Annotated in this window: 13 protein-coding genes; 10 read left to right on the plus strand and 3 right to left on the minus strand. The window is 41.7% G+C overall.

All coding sequences use genetic code 11. The features are described from left to right. Window positions 1-33 precede the first annotated feature (33 nt). Window positions 34-1,443: an MATE family efflux transporter gene (locus J0656_RS04385; protein ID WP_207031814.1), complete on the minus strand. Its 1,410-nt coding sequence runs from the start codon at window positions 1,441-1,443 to the stop codon at window positions 34-36. Between the two features lie 231 nt (window positions 1,444-1,674). Here J0656_RS04385 and J0656_RS04390 point away from each other — a divergent pair, with 231 nt between their 5' ends. Further along, window positions 1,675-2,967, plus strand: coding sequence for a M14 family metallopeptidase (locus J0656_RS04390; protein ID WP_207031815.1), 1,293 nt, complete (start codon window positions 1,675-1,677; stop codon window positions 2,965-2,967). Window position 2,968: 1 nt separating this feature from the next. On the opposite strand, the gene J0656_RS04395 is transcribed toward J0656_RS04390, so the two are convergent. Next, window positions 2,969-6,133, minus strand: coding sequence for a cytochrome c biogenesis protein (locus J0656_RS04395; protein ID WP_207031818.1), 3,165 nt, complete (start codon window positions 6,131-6,133; stop codon window positions 2,969-2,971). Window positions 6,134-6,266: 133 nt separating this feature from the next. On the opposite strand from J0656_RS04395, the gene J0656_RS04400 reads away from it, so the two are divergent. From J0656_RS04400 to J0656_RS04425, 6 genes are all read left to right on the plus strand, one after another. After that, window positions 6,267-7,028 carry a Rossmann-like and DUF2520 domain-containing protein gene (locus tag J0656_RS04400; protein WP_207031820.1) on the plus strand — a complete coding sequence of 254 codons (762 nt, stop codon included), beginning with the start codon at window positions 6,267-6,269 and terminating at the stop codon, window positions 7,026-7,028. Further along, window positions 7,012-7,539, plus strand: a complete 528-nt coding sequence (locus J0656_RS04405; protein WP_207031822.1) for a KdsC family phosphatase — start codon at window positions 7,012-7,014, stop codon at window positions 7,537-7,539. The genes J0656_RS04400 and J0656_RS04405 overlap by 17 nt, the downstream gene beginning before the upstream one ends. Next, window positions 7,532-8,131, plus strand: coding sequence for a Maf family nucleotide pyrophosphatase (locus J0656_RS04410; protein ID WP_207031823.1), 600 nt, complete (start codon window positions 7,532-7,534; stop codon window positions 8,129-8,131). Before J0656_RS04405 ends, J0656_RS04410 begins: the two co-directional genes overlap by 8 nt. 34 nt (window positions 8,132-8,165) lie before the next feature. After that, window positions 8,166-9,110: a septum formation inhibitor Maf gene (locus tag J0656_RS04415; protein ID WP_207031824.1), complete on the plus strand. Its 945-nt coding sequence runs from the start codon at window positions 8,166-8,168 to the stop codon at window positions 9,108-9,110. A 100-nt stretch (window positions 9,111-9,210) separates the two neighbouring features. Beyond that, window positions 9,211-11,742, plus strand: coding sequence for a PIG-L family deacetylase (locus J0656_RS04420; RefSeq protein ID WP_207031825.1), 2,532 nt, complete (start codon window positions 9,211-9,213; stop codon window positions 11,740-11,742). Window positions 11,743-11,852: 110 nt separating this feature from the next. Further along, the gene (locus J0656_RS04425; protein WP_207031826.1) at window positions 11,853-13,559 is read left to right on the plus strand and encodes a sodium:solute symporter family transporter; all 1,707 of its coding nucleotides are present in this window, start codon (window positions 11,853-11,855) and stop codon (window positions 13,557-13,559) included. 53 nt (window positions 13,560-13,612) lie between these two features. Here the strand turns inward: J0656_RS04425 and J0656_RS04430 are convergent, their stop codons facing one another. After that, on the minus strand, window positions 13,613-14,467 hold the full coding sequence (locus J0656_RS04430; RefSeq protein ID WP_207031827.1) for a DUF2911 domain-containing protein: 855 nt from the start codon (window positions 14,465-14,467) through the stop codon (window positions 13,613-13,615). Window positions 14,468-14,641: 174 nt separating this feature from the next. Here J0656_RS04430 and J0656_RS04435 point away from each other — a divergent pair, with 174 nt between their 5' ends. Genes J0656_RS04435 through J0656_RS04445 form a run of 3 tightly spaced genes read left to right on the plus strand, consistent with a single transcriptional unit; the run spans window position 14,642 to window position 17,146 of the window. Then, complete coding sequence (locus tag J0656_RS04435; RefSeq protein ID WP_207031828.1) at window positions 14,642-15,139, plus strand: SRPBCC family protein; 498 nt, start codon at window positions 14,642-14,644, stop codon at window positions 15,137-15,139. A 1-nt stretch (window position 15,140) separates the two neighbouring features. Continuing rightward, on the plus strand, window positions 15,141-15,836 hold the full coding sequence (locus J0656_RS04440; protein WP_207031829.1) for an SDR family NAD(P)-dependent oxidoreductase: 696 nt from the start codon (window positions 15,141-15,143) through the stop codon (window positions 15,834-15,836). Continuing rightward, window positions 15,833-17,146: a cryptochrome/photolyase family protein gene (locus J0656_RS04445; protein WP_207031830.1), complete on the plus strand. Its 1,314-nt coding sequence runs from the start codon at window positions 15,833-15,835 to the stop codon at window positions 17,144-17,146. Before J0656_RS04440 ends, J0656_RS04445 begins: the two co-directional genes overlap by 4 nt. The last annotated feature ends 78 nt before the right edge of the window (window positions 17,147-17,224 follow it).

Raw genomic sequence — 17,224 nt, forward strand, 5'->3', positions numbered from 1 at the left:
TTGGTTTTCTTTAGGATAAAGATACGAAACCCATCATACTTGGACTTTCTTCCACTTTCCTTTTTTAAACCAGACCATGGCCAAAACCGCTATAAGTATTTCCGCCGAGGTGATGGCCACAAAAACGCCGGTTGCGCCCCAACCCAAAACCAAGGCCGATATATAGGCCAATGGCAATTGGAACAACCAAAAAGATATGAAATTGATTTTTGTCGGCGTTCGGGTATCCCCTGCCCCATTAAAGGCTTGGGTCATCACCATACCATAGGCATAAAAAATGTACCCCAACGCAATGATCTGAAGGCAAAGTGCCCCGCTCTTTACCACTTCTGGAGTTGTATTGAACCAAGAAACAATGGTTTTTGCAAAAATGAGGTATCCCAAAGAGACCGTGCCCATAAAATAGGCATTGTACTTCCCTGTTTTCCAAACGGACCGCTCGGCCCTATCGGGTTGTTTCGCCCCAAGATTTTGACCCACCAAAGTGGCAGCTGCATTGCTCATGCCCCAAGATGGCATCAAGGTGAACATCATTACACGAATGGCTATGGTATATCCTGCCAACACTTCGCTTCCAAACTCCGACATAATGCGCATCAAGAAAATCCAACTTGAAGTTCCTATCAAGAATTGGGCAATACCGCCCAAGGAAACTTTGATCAAATTGAGCATCACCTTAAAGTTCAAAACCAAGTCCTTGACCATTAGTTTGATTTTGCCCCAACCAAAAAACAGAATCCCCAATTGAAACAGAACTGCCGTTCCCCTACCAATGTTCGTAGCTACGGCCGCACCCTTAACGCCCATTTCTGGAATTGGACCAAAACCAAAAATGAACATGGGATCCAAAATAATATTGAGTCCGTTCGAAAGTACCAAGGCCCACATGGCTATGGAAGCATTGCCTGCACCACGGAAAATGGCGTTGATCAAGAACAAAAGTACCACGGTGATGTTTCCTCCGATCAAAAATTGGGTATACCCATATCCTTGTTCGATCAAGTCGGGTTCACCGCCCATCAGCGCCAAAATATCTTTGGCATAAATGATTCCGATGATCCCGATTATAATGGAAATCACCACTCCCAAACTAATGGCCTGTACTGCGGCAATCCGAGCTCCGTCAACATCCTTTTCGCCTATCCTGCGTGCAACAACAGCAGTGGCGGCCATACTCAACCCAATGGCCAACGCATACACCAAAGTAATCACGGATTCAGTGAGGCCGATGGTGGCCACGGCATTGACGCTTACTTTGGAAACATAAGCAATATCCACTAGCGCAAATATGGATTCCATGAGCATTTCCAAGATCATGGGAATGGAAAGCATAAAAATGGCCTTTCGGATGCTTCCAGAGGTGAATTCTGTTTCCTTTCCAGAAATGGCTATCCAGAAATACCGTATAAATTTTTTAAATGAAATTGTATGTTGACGTGTCATTATCAAAGAATTATGTGTGAAAAAAGAAGTAAAATGTCAAGTTTCCGAAAAGTGTTCGGTTACATAAATCGGGTTTCCCCAATGGTGACATCTATCGCGTACATAATTCTTATAGCTTCATGATGATGCAAATATGCAAAAAAATCCGATATATTATTAAAAAATTTTTATTTACAACTCCGACTCATGTCGTTACCTTCGTAACCAAACCAACTCAAATAATTCAAAACCATGCGTATTAAAAGTTTGATTGCCATCGGAATATTGTCCTCCATGGTGCTTTCATCTTGTAAAAAGAAACCAGAAACTGCCGAAACAGAAGAAAAAACGGGATACCAAGGTCAGGGCAAAAGCCCTGTTGTGCCCACGGTGGACAAACCCGTTCAAAAACAATGGAGAGGTGTTTGGGCCTTTAACGATAGTACTACTTTCTTTTCCAATACATTTGACGGTGCCCGTTTGAACGGTGTCGCCTACGACGGTGACGATCATTATACCATTTGGGTGACGGCAGAAAACACCCCCATAAACGTGAGCCCTTGGTATGCTTTCCAAGTATGGTCGGAGAAGCCTCGCAAAATTACAGTTCAGTTAAACTATCAGGATTCCAGAAGCAGGTATTATCCAAAAATCAGTACGAACGGAAGAGACTTTGCTCCGCTGGACAGTACAAAATTTAAGGCCATCAACCCTGGTGAGGGTGAATTTGGCATACAAGCGGCCCCAGAATCCGCAGAACTCACCATTAGTGTGACCGAAGAACCAACTTGGATTACCGCACAAGAACTATACACATCATCCGTGGTAAAGGAATGGGTGGATTCCCTGAGCCAAAAACCATTTATCGAGAATTATCCCATTGGTCTTTCCAAAGAGAAACGTACCATGTACTTGATGGAAATAAATGAAAGTACAGATTCCAAAAAGGCAATTATGATTATTTCCAGACAACATCCGCCCGAAGTAACTGGTTTTTTAGCGATGAAATCCTTTATCGAAACCATTTCTGGTGATTCTGAACTGGCCAAAGCATTTAGAAAAGAGCACACGGTTTTTGTGGTGCCATTGATGAATCCTGATGGAGCCGACAACGGACATTGGAGACATAACATGGGTGGTATTGACCTGAACAGGGATTGGCAAAACTTCAATCAGCCTGAAACCAGAAACGTCCGAGATTTTCTTGTGGAAAAGGATAAAGAGTATGATTTTGTTTTCGGAGCAGATTTTCATTCCACTTGGGACGACATCTACTACCCTATTGATACGACCGTGACCGGTGAAAAAGGAAAAATCATTTTTGATTGGATCAAGAACATCAGTGAAAGATTACCGCAAAAGAAAACCAATGTGAGCGCCTCCGACGAAATTGACCCTACCATGGTATCGAGCAAATACTTTTACGTAAATCACGGAATGCCCGCCATTGTGTTTGAGCTTGGTGACAACACCTCCAGATCTTTCTTAAAGGAAAAAGGCAAGGTGGCAGCAGAGGAAATCATGAAACTTTTAAAGGAGCAATAACCTATTTTTTGGCGTAATGCACTTTGTAGCGCCAAAAACTGATTCCACCCAGAATAAAGACCCCTAGTACTGTGTACCACACAAAGCTTGGGGTTATTACTTGGTCTCCACTAGCATAACTGTGCAGTCCTACCAAATAGAAGTTTACGCCAAAATACGTCATCATAATGCTGGCATAAGCCACAATGCTGGCAAAATTATAGACCCATTTGCCACGAAGACCGGGAACCAATCGCATGTGTAGAACAAATGCATAGATCATAATCGAAACCAACGCCCAAGTCTCCTTGGGGTCCCAGCCCCAATAACGGCCCCAGCTTTCATTGGCCCATTGGCCTCCCAGAAAGTTACCTATGGTCAGCATCACCAAACCTGCCGTTAGTGCCAGTTCGTTGATAACGGTCAGCTCCTTTATATTGATGTCCATTCGTTTTTTGTTCTTTTTGGTGGTAAGCACCATCAACAACAAGGCGACCACACCCAAGATCATTCCTACGGTCAACGGCCCATAGCTACCCACAATTACGGCTACGTGAATCATCAACCAATAACTATCGAGAACGGGTTGTAGATTGGCAATAGCGGGATCAACCCAGCTTTGGTGTGCGACCCACAATAACATACAGGTAACAAATGCGCTGGAAGCTATGGTCAACTCACTCTTTCTACCAAGTGCCAATCCAATTCCCATGGTTGCCCATGCCACATAGAGTATACTTTCATAAGCATCGCTCCATGGAGCGTGCCCGGATATGTACCAACGCAAAATCAAACCAATGGTATGCCATATAAAAAATATGATGATGGTACCTTTTAATGCATAGGCGGTAGCGTCAAGAAATTTACGTTCCTTAAAAATTTTGGCTATCAAAACAAAGAACAACAACAAACCAACTATTGCGTAGTACTTGTACAACCGGTTAAAGAGATCTAACTTATTATAAATGATCTCGATTTTTATCTTGTTATCCGATGGCAATATTTCCTCCCCATGATTGGTTTGGTTCTGCTTGAATGCCTCCAACAATTTATCCGGTTGGGAATAGTCACCTGTTACTATGGACTGTTGCAATGAATTCAAATAGTAGGGCATTGCATTCTTGATGAAATTGGCATAGAGCGAATCCTGAACCTGGTATTCGCCTCCACGATACTCCACGGCAGAGATCCATTTGTTATTTTCATCGTTCAGCAAGGGGAATATCTTCACCATTTGACCGCTCAGGGCAACGTCCAATAAACTTAACCGCTCCCCTACTTTCTTAAAATCCTTTTCGAATTTGTTAGGGTTTGCCTTGGAGGTCGCCTTCTCCAAAAAAGGCCTGAGTTTATAACTTCCTTTGGCATCAAAGAAATCTGTTGCCTTAACAAATTTTGTTTCTTCAGGAACACCGATAACCTTACGAATACTGTCATTTCCCTTATCTCCCAAGGCAATAATGTCGGTAGTGTACCAAACGCCAGGGTTCAGCATCATGGAAAGGAAAACTTGATTGGCTGAAAGGTCTTGATATTTGTCGTTCCCGCTTAATTTTCGCAAAAGTTCGGAAGCGAAAGTGTTCACGGGCTTCATTCGTCCATTTTCATCCTGTATGATCAATGCGCCAAATTTTTCGGCATGCTCTTCGGCCACAGTAGTAGCTTGGATCACAGAATCAATTTGTTTTTGGGTGGGTACCGACGAATGCTCGTGTGCATCCTGCGCATTTGCATTGATCGCAGCAAATAAAAGAGCTATCGTGGTCAACGCAGCCTTCTTTTCCTTTATTTTTTTGAGCATGACCTGTAAATCCCTGAAACGTGTTTTACCAAAAAACATAATGCCCATCAACCCGATGTAAAGCAGAAAATATCCAATATAGGTTATCCAGGTACCCCACCAATCATGGTTTACGGAAAGACCGGTACCTTTTTCATCTGGATCAAAATTCGCCTGAAAAAAACGGTATCCCTTATGGTCCAAAACGTGGTTCATATAAATATCGTAATCAAAAGGGCGATCGTCGTGTACTGTAACCTTGCTCATAAAAGAAGCATAGCCCGCTTCTGTTCCGGGATATTTTTCCGCTATAAAATCGTTCAATTCAATGGAGAAAGGAAGTTCGTATACTTTTGATCCATAGCTCAATGAAAAATCCAAGCCACCAACGTTGATCTTATCGGAGAAGTTGGCACTCCCCTTGCCTCCCAATAATTTTACCTCTTGGGTATCCCCATTTGCAGAGATGGATACCACCAATGCGTCTTGTGTTGCAGGGGTAATTTCTTCCTCGGGAACTTCGACGACCCCGTACCTACCTTTGATCAAGGGCTCGGGCACCACAAACTGCATCCCCCCCATGTTGTAGAGCGAACGTAGTTGGAGCGGCTGAATGCTGTCACTGGTTACTGTTCCCCTAAACTGGTCGGCCATACGCATAAAATCCCCTTCAAAAGGTGATTTGATACGGTAACCGTTCTCCTCATCATAAAAAATGTTGATGGCACCGTCGGTTTCGTTGTTCAGGGCAAAAAGAATATTATGGACACTGGCTATTTTCCCATTTTCCAAATAATGTTCATGTCGTTGTCCATCGCCCGCTTCCACAATTTGTAAATATTCAGCTCCATTTTCATCTGGCACCAACCCTTCTTCCGCTCCCTGGATAAAATCAACATAGGAGATGGAAAATGGTTGCCCATTAAAATCGGATTTCCATGGCAGACTGGTACGTTTCCCTTCAGGCGTTACCAAGATATCGTCCTCCAGCACCCTTCTTTTGGTTTCTCCATTGATCTCCCCATCAACAAACGCCGTTAAAAAGGTCTTGTCCGAATAAAAAACTTTTTCAGTAGCACCTTCCCTAATGGGCATCATACCCTCGTAACTGATGTAACGGGTCACAAAAGCACCAATAATGATCAAAATCCACGAAAGGTGAAGAACAAGTACTGGCCATTTTTTCCACTGCAATAACCGATATCTGTAAATATTTCCGAAAAAATTGATTACAAAAAATACCATGATGGCCTCGAACCAAGTAGCATTATAGATGTAAATTCGTGCGGTTTCGGTACTGTACCAAGTTTCCACAAAAGTTCCCATGGCCAATGCCGCAGCAAAAACCAAAAATAGAACAGCCATAAGTCTTGTGGAAAAAAGCGTTTTTTTAAGAATATCTATCATGGAAATTCGGTCTACTTTCGGCTTGCAAAAATACGGCCTTTTTAGAACTTCCTTACTGCCCAGAAGGATAAAAATCGTACATATTTGTTAATTCTCAGTATAATCCATAAACCCTAAATTTGTAGTTTTGGACATGCTAAAGATTGTGATTCTGGGTACCGGAAACCTCGCCAAACACCTGTACACTGCTTTTTTAAAAGCCGATGATGTCGATGTGGTGCAGGTTATAGGCCGTAATGTGAAAGAATTACAGCAGTTTTCCAAACATTCAACTATCACCACTGATTTTGATGCCATTGCCGATGCTGACGTATATTTGATTTCTGTAAAAGATGATGCCATTGGCGAAGTCTCTAAATATCTATCAAACAAAAAGGGAATCGTGGCCCACACTTCGGGGGCCATCGATATGAATACTTTACAGTCCGGGAAAAAAGCGGTTTTTTATCCCTTACAGACTTTTACCAAGGATAAAGAAGTGGATTTTTCAAACATTCCGATCTGTATCGAAGCTGATCATGAAAAATCCTTGAATACCTTGAAGAGTTTGGCGATGTCCATTTCCAAAAACGTGTGTCAGATTGACTCAGAACAGCGAAAAAAATTGCATCTTGCGGCCGTTTTTGTGAACAACTTCACCAATTACCTGTACAGCATTGGCGAAGAACTTTGTTTGGAAGAAGGCCTTTCTTTTGATTTATTGAAACCTTTGATCATGGAAACGGCCCATAAAATTCAGACCATGTCACCCCAGAAGGCGCAGACTGGTCCAGCTCGCCGAAATGATATCAAGAGTATGGAAGGCCACCTAGAACTCCTGAACAAGAAAGAACACATTACACTCTATAAATTATTGAGCCAAGCCATAAAACAAGCCCATGAAAAAGAATTATAAAGAGCTATTGAGCAACATTACCACCTTTGTATTTGACGTTGACGGTGTTTTTACCGATGGAACGGTTTTAATCACCTCCGATGGAGAGTTGCTTCGCAAAATGAGTGTTAAAGATGGGTATGCCCTAAAAACTGCGATACAAAAGGGATACAATGTCTGTATAATTACCGGCGGGACCAATAAAGGGGTAAAAGAGCGCTTGAAAGGTCTTGGGGTAACCGATTTTTATATGGGTGCCCACCACAAACAAGAACCTTTGGAAGAATATTTGGAGATTCATGGTATTGACCCACAAACCGTTGTTTACATGGGAGATGACATGCCGGATATTCCTCCTATGAAAATGGTCGCCCTTGCTACTTCTCCGCAAAATGCGGTGCCGGAGGTAAAGGCAATTTCCGATTATGTTTCGCATAAAAATGGTGGCGATGGCTGCGTTCGAGACATTATTGAACAGGTTTTAAAGGTTCGTGGGGACTGGAACGATAATTTTAGCGCAGAGAATGACTAAAAATCCACTTAAAGAAAAACTCAAGGACAAAAAAATCATTCTGGGCTCCGGTTCACCAAGACGGAAAATGTTTTTGGAAGAATTGGGAATCGACTTTGAGGTGCAGCCCAAATCCGTGGAAGAAATCTACCCCGATGAACTGAGAGGGGGAGAAATATCCGAATATCTGGCCAAACTAAAGGCCACACCATTTATGGATGATGTGGAAGACAATCAAATCGTGATTACTTCGGATACCGTGGTGTGGCACAACGGTGTATCTTTAGCGAAAGCGGCCAACCATGACGAAGCATTTAAAATGCTGCGCACCCTCTCGGGTGATTGGCACGAGGTAATCTCATCCGTATGTTTTACCTCAAAACATTTCCAAAAAACCGTTAGTGGCGTCACCAAGGTGAAGTTGAAAGACTTTTCGGATGACGAAATCAATTACTACATTGAAACTTGCCAACCGTTCGATAAAGCTGGAGCCTATGGGATTCAAGAATGGATAGGGATGATCGGAATCTCCGAAATTCAAGGTTCGTACAATAATGTGGTAGGACTTCCTACCGATTTGGTCTATGAAACCTTGATAAATCTGGTTTCTTGAGTTTGGATGCGTAACTTTACGTAAACCCTGTTCTATGAAACCTTCAGATTTAGCCAAGATATTAGTCAGTTTAATGGCTTTTTCCCTATTGGGAGCATGCAATGACAACCGTCAAAAAACTGATGGTTCCACATCTTCTACCCCACCAAAAGAAGACACTCCAAAACCAAAGACACCACTTTCTGATGAGTTCAAAGCATATTGGTATGCCGGTGAAGCAGAAATCACATCCTATAAACTGGAACAAGCAAGATATGGTGAGCTCAGGGATGGAAATGCAGTTTTAATTTATGTGACCGAGCCATTTTTGCCCAAGGAACAGGTAAAAGCGAACAACAACAATCCAGAAAACATATCGGTCTTAAAATTGAATGCCACTAAAAAGTTTTTGACAGGTATTTACCCCTACTCTATCATGAGCGGCACCTTTTATCCCGTTCATGACAATCAACATGCGCTTAAAACAAGTTTATCCGTACAGGAGTGGTGCGGGCACGTGTATTCCCAGTTGAACAATAGGAATCAATTTGAGTTTACTTCGCATTCTTATTTTGAAGGGGAGGCAGACCAAAATTTCTCCATGGAAAAAGCAATCCTCGAAAATGAAATTTGGACCAAAATCAGAATAAATCCAGAAAATCTTCCTACCGGTGAAATTTCAATAATACCTTCTCTGGAGTATTTAAGGTTAAGGCATCAAGAAATGAGACCATATAATGCCATTGCCCAAATTTCATCAAAAGAGGGGATTACAACCTACACTATTTCCTATCCAAATTTGGAACGAAATTTGATGATAAATTTCACGACAAACTTCCCATATTCCATCGTAAGTTGGGAGGAAAAATTTAAAAGTGGATTTGGTTCAAACGCAAAAACATTGACCACCTCCGCATCCAAAATCAAAACATTGAAAACGGCCTATTGGAAACAAAATGAAAATAAAAATCTAGTTTTAAGGGATAGTTTAGAGCTATAAGTCCTTTTAACAACCCTCGGGGAGCGTTAAAACTCTTCTAAACAAACCAATAACTGAATACAAACTACCTATATTTGATTTAACCGCTAAACGACCAACTATGAAGCATTTTTGGGTACTCCTTTCCTTAACCATATTACTAGTCACGAACACTTTTGCCCAAAAGCCCGATAAGCCTACCTCTGCTGAGCTTTTTCATGAAGTCCAAAAATTGAATTTTCTGGGAACGGCTCTCTATGTTGCCGCGCATCCGGATGATGAAAATACTAGCCTTATTTCTTATATGGCCAACCATAAAAAGGCAAGGACCGTATATCTGTCCATGACGCGTGGAGATGGCGGGCAAAACTTGATAGGCCCCGAGTTGCGTGAACTTTTAGGAGTGTTGCGAACCCAAGAACTTTTGGCGGCAAGACATATGGATGGCGGAGAACAACGCTTTACACGCGCCAACGACTTTGGTTTTTCCAAACATCCAAAAGAAACATTGAAAATTTGGGACAAAGATAAAGTCTTGGCCGATGTGGTCTGGACGATCAGACAAATTAAACCTGATGTCATCATCAATCGTTTTGACCATAGGACCCCGGGCTCGACCCATGGACATCATACCTCCTCTGCCATTTTAAGCATGGAGGCATTTGATTTGGCAAATGACCCCAATGTTTATTCCGAGCAATTGGAACAGACAACCACATGGCAGCCAAAGCGTATTTTCTACAACACATCTTGGTGGCAATATGGAAGTCAAGAAGCATTTGAAAAGGTGGATAAATCAGGTATGGTAAGTTTGGATGTTGGCACCTACTATCCCGAACTAGGGCTTTCCAATAACGAAATCGCTTCAATGGCGAGAAGTCAACACCTTTGTCAAGGGTTTGGTAGGTTGACCGATAGGGGTTCCGATATGGAATACATTGAACTTCTGAAAGGTGATATGCCTAAAAGCAATGATGTTTTTGAGGGTATCAACACGACCTGGTCCCGAGTAAAAGGAGGCGAGGCCATAGGGGATATTTTATACAAGGTAGAGGCTAATTTTGATTTCCAGAACCCATCCAAGCACATTCCCGAACTTGTCAGGGCCTATCAATTACTTCAAAAAGTGGAGGATAAGCACTGGAGGACCCTTAAATCTGAAGAGTTAAAAAATATAATTTCGGCCGCTTCAGGATTATATTTGGAGGCCAGTTCAGCAAGTGCTTCCACAACTCCGGGCAGCAAAGCAACAATCAATATTGAAACTATCAATAGGTCATCACAAAATGTAACTTTAAAAGATATTCAAATTGTTGGGGCCGGTGCCAAACTAACACCGAATAAGGTTTTGGGAGACAATCAAAAGGAGAATTTCGAGGTCAACTTTACTGTACCCGCAAACACACCATACACCAGTCCATATTGGTTGAACGAACCTGGAACCTTGGGGACCTATACGGTAAATGACCAAAGCCTAATTGGCAAACCCGAAACCCCAAGTGCCTTTAAGGCCATTTTCAATCTGGAAATCGATGGTGTGGAAATTCCATTCGAGAAATCAGTTGTCCACCGCTACTCTAAGCCAGATAGAGGCGAACTTTACGAGCCATTTGCTATTTTGCCCGAGGTTACCTCCAAAATTGATGAAAAGGTCTTGATATTCGCCGATTCCGACACAAAAAGTGTACAGGTAAAAATCAGAGCCGGGAAAAATGATGTGTCAGGTACAGTCGAATTGGACCATCCAATGGGCTGGAAAGTTTCCCCAAACAGCATTCCATTCTCCATAGCCCAGAAAGGAGAGGAAATTTCAGTAATATTTGAGGTTACCCCTCCAAGTACTGAAAGCGAAGGAAAAATTGAACCTAAAGTAAGTGTCGGCAATAAAATTTACAGAGATGAACTTGTAGAAATTGATTACAATCATATTCCAAAGCAATCCATTCTACTCCCATCAGAAGCCAAAGTGGTTCGTATGGATATAAGAAAATCTGGTGAGCACATTGCCTACATCATGGGTGCGGGAGACAATGTTCCCGAAAGTTTGGAGCAAATCGGTTACCAAGTGCATGTGGTGGACCCAAATGATATTCAACATGGAGATTTGGACAAGTATGATGCTGTAGTGGTGGGCATCAGGGCCTACAATGTTGTGGATGCCCTGAAATTCAAGCAACCCGTTTTGTTCGACTATGTCAAGAATGGTGGCACCATGATCGTGCAATATAACACAGCAGGAAGATGGGCAGGTCAATTTGAAAATATTGCACCTTACGAGGTCACCCTTTCCCGCGACAGGGTTACTGACGAGAATGCAGAAGTCAAAATATTGGCGCCCAACAATTCATTGGTAAACTTTCCAAACACCATCACGGAAAAAGATTTTGATGGATGGGTACAGGAACGGGGATTATACTATCCAAGCCAGTGGAGCTCGGAATTTACACCTATCCTCTCCATGCAAGATGAAGGCGAGACCGAGAAACAAGGCAGCCTCATAGTAGCACCCTATGGAGAAGGTCACTATATTTACACAGGACTGAGCTTTTTCAGGGAATTGCCTGTTGGGGTTTCGGGAGCATATAAACTGTTTGCAAATATGCTTTCCATTGGAAAAGATGAAGTAAAAAGAGACAATAATGTCAAAGGATAATATGGATACCAAATTCGAATGGAAGAAAGAGTACAGCATTGTTATTCTTTTGAATGCCATATATATTTTAGTGTTTTACCTCATAATGATTTTAAACAATTAAACCCTGAATGGCATTACTCGACTGGATTATTCTTGGTAGCACCCTGATTTTCATCGTTGCTTACGGTGTTTGGAAAACCCGTGGCAACAATAGTGTAGACGATTATGTTCGCGGAGGTGACGATGTAAAATGGTGGACCATTGGCTTATCGGTAATGGCAACACAGGCAAGTGCCATCACATTTTTGTCCACTCCCGGCCAGGCATTCCACGACGGTATGGGGTTTGTTCAGTTCTATTTTGGACTTCCCTTGGCCATGATCGTCATTTGTTTGGTATTTATTCCTATTTATAAAAAGCTAAAGGTATTCACCGCTTACGAGATGCTCGAAGGACGTTTTGACCTTAAGACCCGTACACTGACCGCCCTACTGTTTTTGGTACAACGCGGTTTGGCAGCAGGGATTACCATTTTTGCTCCTTCAATAATCCTCTCCGCCGTTTTGGGGTGGGACTTGAGGACTTTGAACATAATCATAGGGATTTCGGTTATTATCTATACCGTTTCGGGTGGCACCAAAGCGGTAAGTGTTACACAAAAGCAACAGATGTTCATCATAATGCTGGGGATGTTTTTTGCATTTTTCTTTATTTTGGGAGCTCTTCCAACCGATATTTCCTTTGATAAAGCCTTAAAAATAGCGGGGGCGAACAACAAACTCAACATTCTTGATTTTTCTTTTGACACCAACAACAGATACACGTTTTGGAGTGGAATCACAGGTGGTTTCTTTTTGGCCTTGGCCTATTTTGGGACAGATCAAAGCCAAGTACAACGCTATCTGTCCGGTAGGAGCGTAAAAGAAAGTCAATGGGCATTGATTTTTAATGGAATTTTTAAAATACCCATGCAGTTCTTTATTCTTTTGGTAGGTGCAATGGTGTTTGTCTTTTATCAGTATAATTCCTCCCCCTTGAACTTTAACCCCGCTGCCACCGAAGCTATCATGCAGTCAGATTACGCCAATGATTATCAAGCCCTGGAGAACGACCATAAAGAATTGGAAAAGGAAAAACGCATGGCACAACATTCTTTCTCCGCGGCCCTAGAATTAAAGGAGTACAATGCTATTGAACAGGCCAAGCAGGATATCATAAAAATCAATGAGAAAGAAACAGCAAACAGAGAAACTGCCAAGGATCTGATTGCAAAAGCGGATGCTACAGTTGAGACCAACGATAAAGATTATGTCTTTATCCATTTTATACTGAATAATCTGCCTATGGGACTAATTGGTCTTCTTTTGGCCGTTATACTCTCAGCAGCCATGTCATCAACAGCTTCTGAGTTGAATGCGCTTGGCACCATTACCGCATTGGACCTATACAAAAGGAACGTAAAAAAAGAGCATGGCCAAGAACATTATTTAAAGGCAACCAAAGCTTTTACCCTACTATGGGGCATAATTGCTATCATAATCGCAAACGTTGCCAGTCTCTTTGATAATTTGATTCAGCTGGTCAATATCATAGGTTCCATTTTCTATGGAAATGTGCTGGGTATCTTTTTACTGGCTTTCTTCTTTAAGTTTGTGAAGGGAAATGCGGTTTTTGTAGCGGCTATTGTAACCCAAATTATTGTGATCATTGGCTGGTATTTGGACTGGATGTCCTATCTATGGTTGAATGCTTTCGGGTGTGTCTTGGTAATTCTGTTGGCAATAATCACACAATTGTTCGATAACTTCTTGGGCAATTCTCCCATTGAACAATAAAAAAACCCACTAAAAAGTGGGCTTCTTTATTATTATATGGGAATAAAGCCTATTTACATTTCGGCCCATTCCTTTAAGGAATCCTTGTTCATTTTTACATAATCTTGGTTTCCGGCGGCCTGAGCAGCAGCCATGGATTTTTTAGCAGCTTCGATAGCAGCCTTTTTATCGCCCATTTTTGCGTAAATCAACGATTGTGTGCGCATCATCCAAAAAGCTTTGCCATCACCCATCTCAACAGCCTTATCAACCCATTCTTTGGCCTGTTCCATATTCATGCCCTCGGCAAAATAATAGGAACCTGCGGCAAAATAGTCATTAGCGGTCAGGTCTTTTTTGTTCGCCATGGTCGCCTCGATACTTTTGATCGCTTTCTCCACAGTTGGAACAACAAATTTTACACCCACATAGGTGTTCTCCCACATGATGCCAAGAGTTCCTCCATTATTGTGAAGGTCATCAAAAGTAATCGTGAAAGTTTCAATGGGCATCGGAATGTCAAATGTTTCAACCTTTACTGTAGCAGCAACTTTAGAGGCATCCCACTCCTGCGGAGTTCCCCAGTTGTCAGTTGCAGTGTAAAAGAATACTTCCCAAACCGCCTCAGCGGGTCTAGTGTAGATAGCGTAAGTGCCTGCTTTCAGTTCCTTCCCTTCCACAATAACATCGTCACTAAAGGAAATTGTGGTGTTTTCATTGGCACCTGTTCTCCAAATAGCTCCAAAAGGAACCAAATCGCCAAATATTTTTCTTCCCTTCATGGCGGGACGGGAATATTTAACGGTAACATCGGTCAATCCCACCTTCTGCTCCAAAGTTGAAGCCGGACTGGGCGCTGGTGTCTGTATTTGTGCCTGTAGCGAAAAACACATGGACACCGCAAACAATAAGAGTGTAAAATTTTTCATAGTTGTTGTATATATTAAATGTTCAGCAGATCAAAATTAAGATAAAGCGATGCCCTATTTGTTAATTAAATCTTAAAACAAAAATAAGCAATAATTCTTCTGATTTAATTTTTGTTTAACTATTTATTATTTTTATTAAACATTTAACTGCTATCTTTGTATAAACCACTTAGGATGCAACTGTATCAATTGAAATCTAGGCAAGTATTCCCCATAAGTAAAAAGGAGGCCTGGGACTTTTTATCAGACCCGAAAAATCTGGCAGTGATAACTCCACAACACATGGGTTTCCATATTTTGGCCGGAGCGGATAGACCCATGTTCCAAGGGCAGGTGATTCAATATATAGTAAAACCGTTTCCTTTTGTTTCCACAAAATGGGTAACTGAGATAACCCATGTTAAAGAAGGCGAATATTTTGTGGACGAGCAGCGTTTTGGCCCCTACTCCCTTTGGCACCACAAACATTTTTTAAAAGAAGTTCCCGAAGGTGTGGAAATGGAAGACATCATTGATTACAAATTGCCCTTTGGTTTTTTGGGGCAACTCACTCACCCCTTGTTGGTAAAGAAACAACTGCAGAAGATTTTTGAGTTTCGGGAGCAAAAACTTGCCGATTTATTTGGCCAAGTGGATGGAAAAGAGAACTATTTAAGCATCAGAAAAGTATAACATGAAAAAGAATATATTATTGATCGGTGGCTCTTATGGTATAGGTTTGGAAATGGCAAAAATGCTTTCCAAAGAGAATGAAGTATTCATTGCCAGTAGAAGTAACGAACATCTTTCAAACATTGACGCTACTCACATCCCTTTTGATGCCCTAAATGAGGACATTAACGATAAAGCCATTCCTGAAACATTGGACGGTTTTGTGTACTGTCCTGGAAGCATCAACCTGAAACCTTTTAAAACAATGGGAATCGACACCATTCAAAATGATATGGAAATCAATTTTATTGCTTTGGCCAGAACGGTCAAATCCATCATCAATAGAATGAACGAAGGTTCTAGCATGGTTTTTTTCAGTACTGTGGCCGTGGGGACAGGAATGCCCTTCCACACCAGTGTATCGGCGGCTAAAGGAGCTATTGAAGGTTTTGCCCGAGCCTTGGCGGCGGAATATGCTCCTAAAATTAGAGTGAATGTTATTGCCCCATCTTTAGTGGACACTCCCCTATCGGAACGACTGCTGAGCAACGATAAGAAAAAAGAGATGATGTCCGAAAGACACCCCATGAAAAGGGTTGGCAACGCAGCGGATATAGCTAATATGGCCACCTTTTTGTTGAGTTCCGATAACTCATGGATTACAGGGCAGGTTATTGGGGTCGACGGTGGAATGTCCAGCTTAAACGTGAATTCATGAAAGATAAAATCAATATTTTTTGGTTTAGGCGTGATTTGCGGCTGGATGATAACGTTGGACTATATCAAGCACTTCAAGATGATGTTCCCGTCTTGCCAATATTCATTTTTGATACCGAAATACTGGAAAATATCCCAAAAAATGATGCTAGGGTAACCTTTATCCACGAACAACTGCAAAAATTAAATAATCAGTTAGGTGCCAACCATGATAGTGGAATTGCCCAGTTTTACGATACCCCAAAAAAGGTCTTCAAGCAATTATTGAAAGACTATAAGGTGGAAGCCGTCTACACAAACCATGATTACGAGCCATATGCCAAAAAACGTGATGGTGAGATAAAATCATTTTTGGAAGAAAATAAAGTGGAGTTCAAGACTTTCAAGGACCAAGTGATTTTTGAAAAAGATGAAGTGGTGAAGGACGATGGAGATCCTTACGTGGTGTATACACCATTCATGAAAAAATGGAAGGAAAATTTTAATCCGTCTATTCATCTTGTCGAGTATGATACATTGAGTGACCTTGGTAAAAACTTGTATCCATCCAAAAATCTACCAAAACTTTCGCTGAAAGATATGGGGTTTGAGGAGTCTTCCATAAAAGTTCCCGATTTTACCGTCACTTCCGATTTGATTCAGAAATATGAAGACACACGGGACTACCCCGCCAAAGAAAAAGGAACTTCTCGTTTAGGTCCGCACTTGCGATTTGGTACCGTTTCCATCAGAAAAATGGTAAAAAAAGCCATTGATGAAAAAAACGAGACGTTTTGGAACGAACTGATTTGGAGAGAGTTTTTTATGCAGATTCTGTGGCATTTTCCACATACCGTTAATGAGGCTTTTAGAGCCAAATACGATAGAATTGAATGGCGAAACAACGAGGATGAATTCGAAAAATGGAAAAATGGAAAAACAGGCTATCCTTTGGTAGATGCAGGAATGCGCGAGCTGAATGAAACCGGTTATATGCACAATCGGGTACGTATGCTGGTGGCAAGTTTTCTCTGCAAACATCTTTTAATCGATTGGCGTTGGGGCGAAGCCTATTTTGCCGAAAAACTGCTCGATTATGAAATGGCCAGCAATGTGGGCAACTGGCAATGGGCCGCTGGCAGTGGCGTAGATGCTGCCCCCTATTTCCGGATTTTCAACCCCACTACACAGATAAAGAAATTCGATAAGGACAAAAAATACATCAATAAGTGGGTGCCAGACCTTCAAGAAATGAATTATCCCGACCCTATTGTTGATCATAAAACAGCCCGCGAGCGATGTTTAAAAACATATAAAGAAGCGGTAAGTTGAAGCTTTTTCGTTAATTTTAGTTCTCTGTTGGGACGATTTTGTTTTATCTCAAAAAAACTAAATCAAATCAACGGAACA

Origin of the sequence: Flagellimonas aurea, assembly GCF_017313785.1 — a bacterium.
Lineage (GTDB): Bacteria > Bacteroidota > Bacteroidia > Flavobacteriales > Flavobacteriaceae > Flagellimonas > Flagellimonas aurea.

Excerpts from the sequence above, each read along its gene's own strand:
- J0656_RS04385 (WP_207031814.1), bottom strand. The coding sequence starts at position 1,443 with ATGACACGTCAACATACAATTTCATTTAAAAAATTTATACGGTATTTC.
- J0656_RS04390 (WP_207031815.1), top strand. The coding sequence starts at position 1,675 with ATGCGTATTAAAAGTTTGATTGCCATCGGAATATTGTCCTCCATGGTG.
- J0656_RS04395 (WP_207031818.1), bottom strand. The coding sequence starts at position 6,133 with ATGATAGATATTCTTAAAAAAACGCTTTTTTCCACAAGACTTATGGCT.
- J0656_RS04400 (WP_207031820.1), top strand. The coding sequence starts at position 6,267 with ATGCTAAAGATTGTGATTCTGGGTACCGGAAACCTCGCCAAACACCTG.
- J0656_RS04405 (WP_207031822.1), top strand. The coding sequence starts at position 7,012 with ATGAAAAAGAATTATAAAGAGCTATTGAGCAACATTACCACCTTTGTA.
- J0656_RS04410 (WP_207031823.1), top strand. The coding sequence starts at position 7,532 with ATGACTAAAAATCCACTTAAAGAAAAACTCAAGGACAAAAAAATCATT.
- J0656_RS04415 (WP_207031824.1), top strand. The coding sequence starts at position 8,166 with ATGAAACCTTCAGATTTAGCCAAGATATTAGTCAGTTTAATGGCTTTT.
- J0656_RS04420 (WP_207031825.1), top strand. The coding sequence starts at position 9,211 with ATGAAGCATTTTTGGGTACTCCTTTCCTTAACCATATTACTAGTCACG.
- J0656_RS04425 (WP_207031826.1), top strand. The coding sequence starts at position 11,853 with ATGGCATTACTCGACTGGATTATTCTTGGTAGCACCCTGATTTTCATC.
- J0656_RS04430 (WP_207031827.1), bottom strand. The coding sequence starts at position 14,467 with ATGAAAAATTTTACACTCTTATTGTTTGCGGTGTCCATGTGTTTTTCG.
- J0656_RS04435 (WP_207031828.1), top strand. The coding sequence starts at position 14,642 with ATGCAACTGTATCAATTGAAATCTAGGCAAGTATTCCCCATAAGTAAA.
- J0656_RS04440 (WP_207031829.1), top strand. The coding sequence starts at position 15,141 with ATGAAAAAGAATATATTATTGATCGGTGGCTCTTATGGTATAGGTTTG.
- J0656_RS04445 (WP_207031830.1), top strand. The coding sequence starts at position 15,833 with ATGAAAGATAAAATCAATATTTTTTGGTTTAGGCGTGATTTGCGGCTG.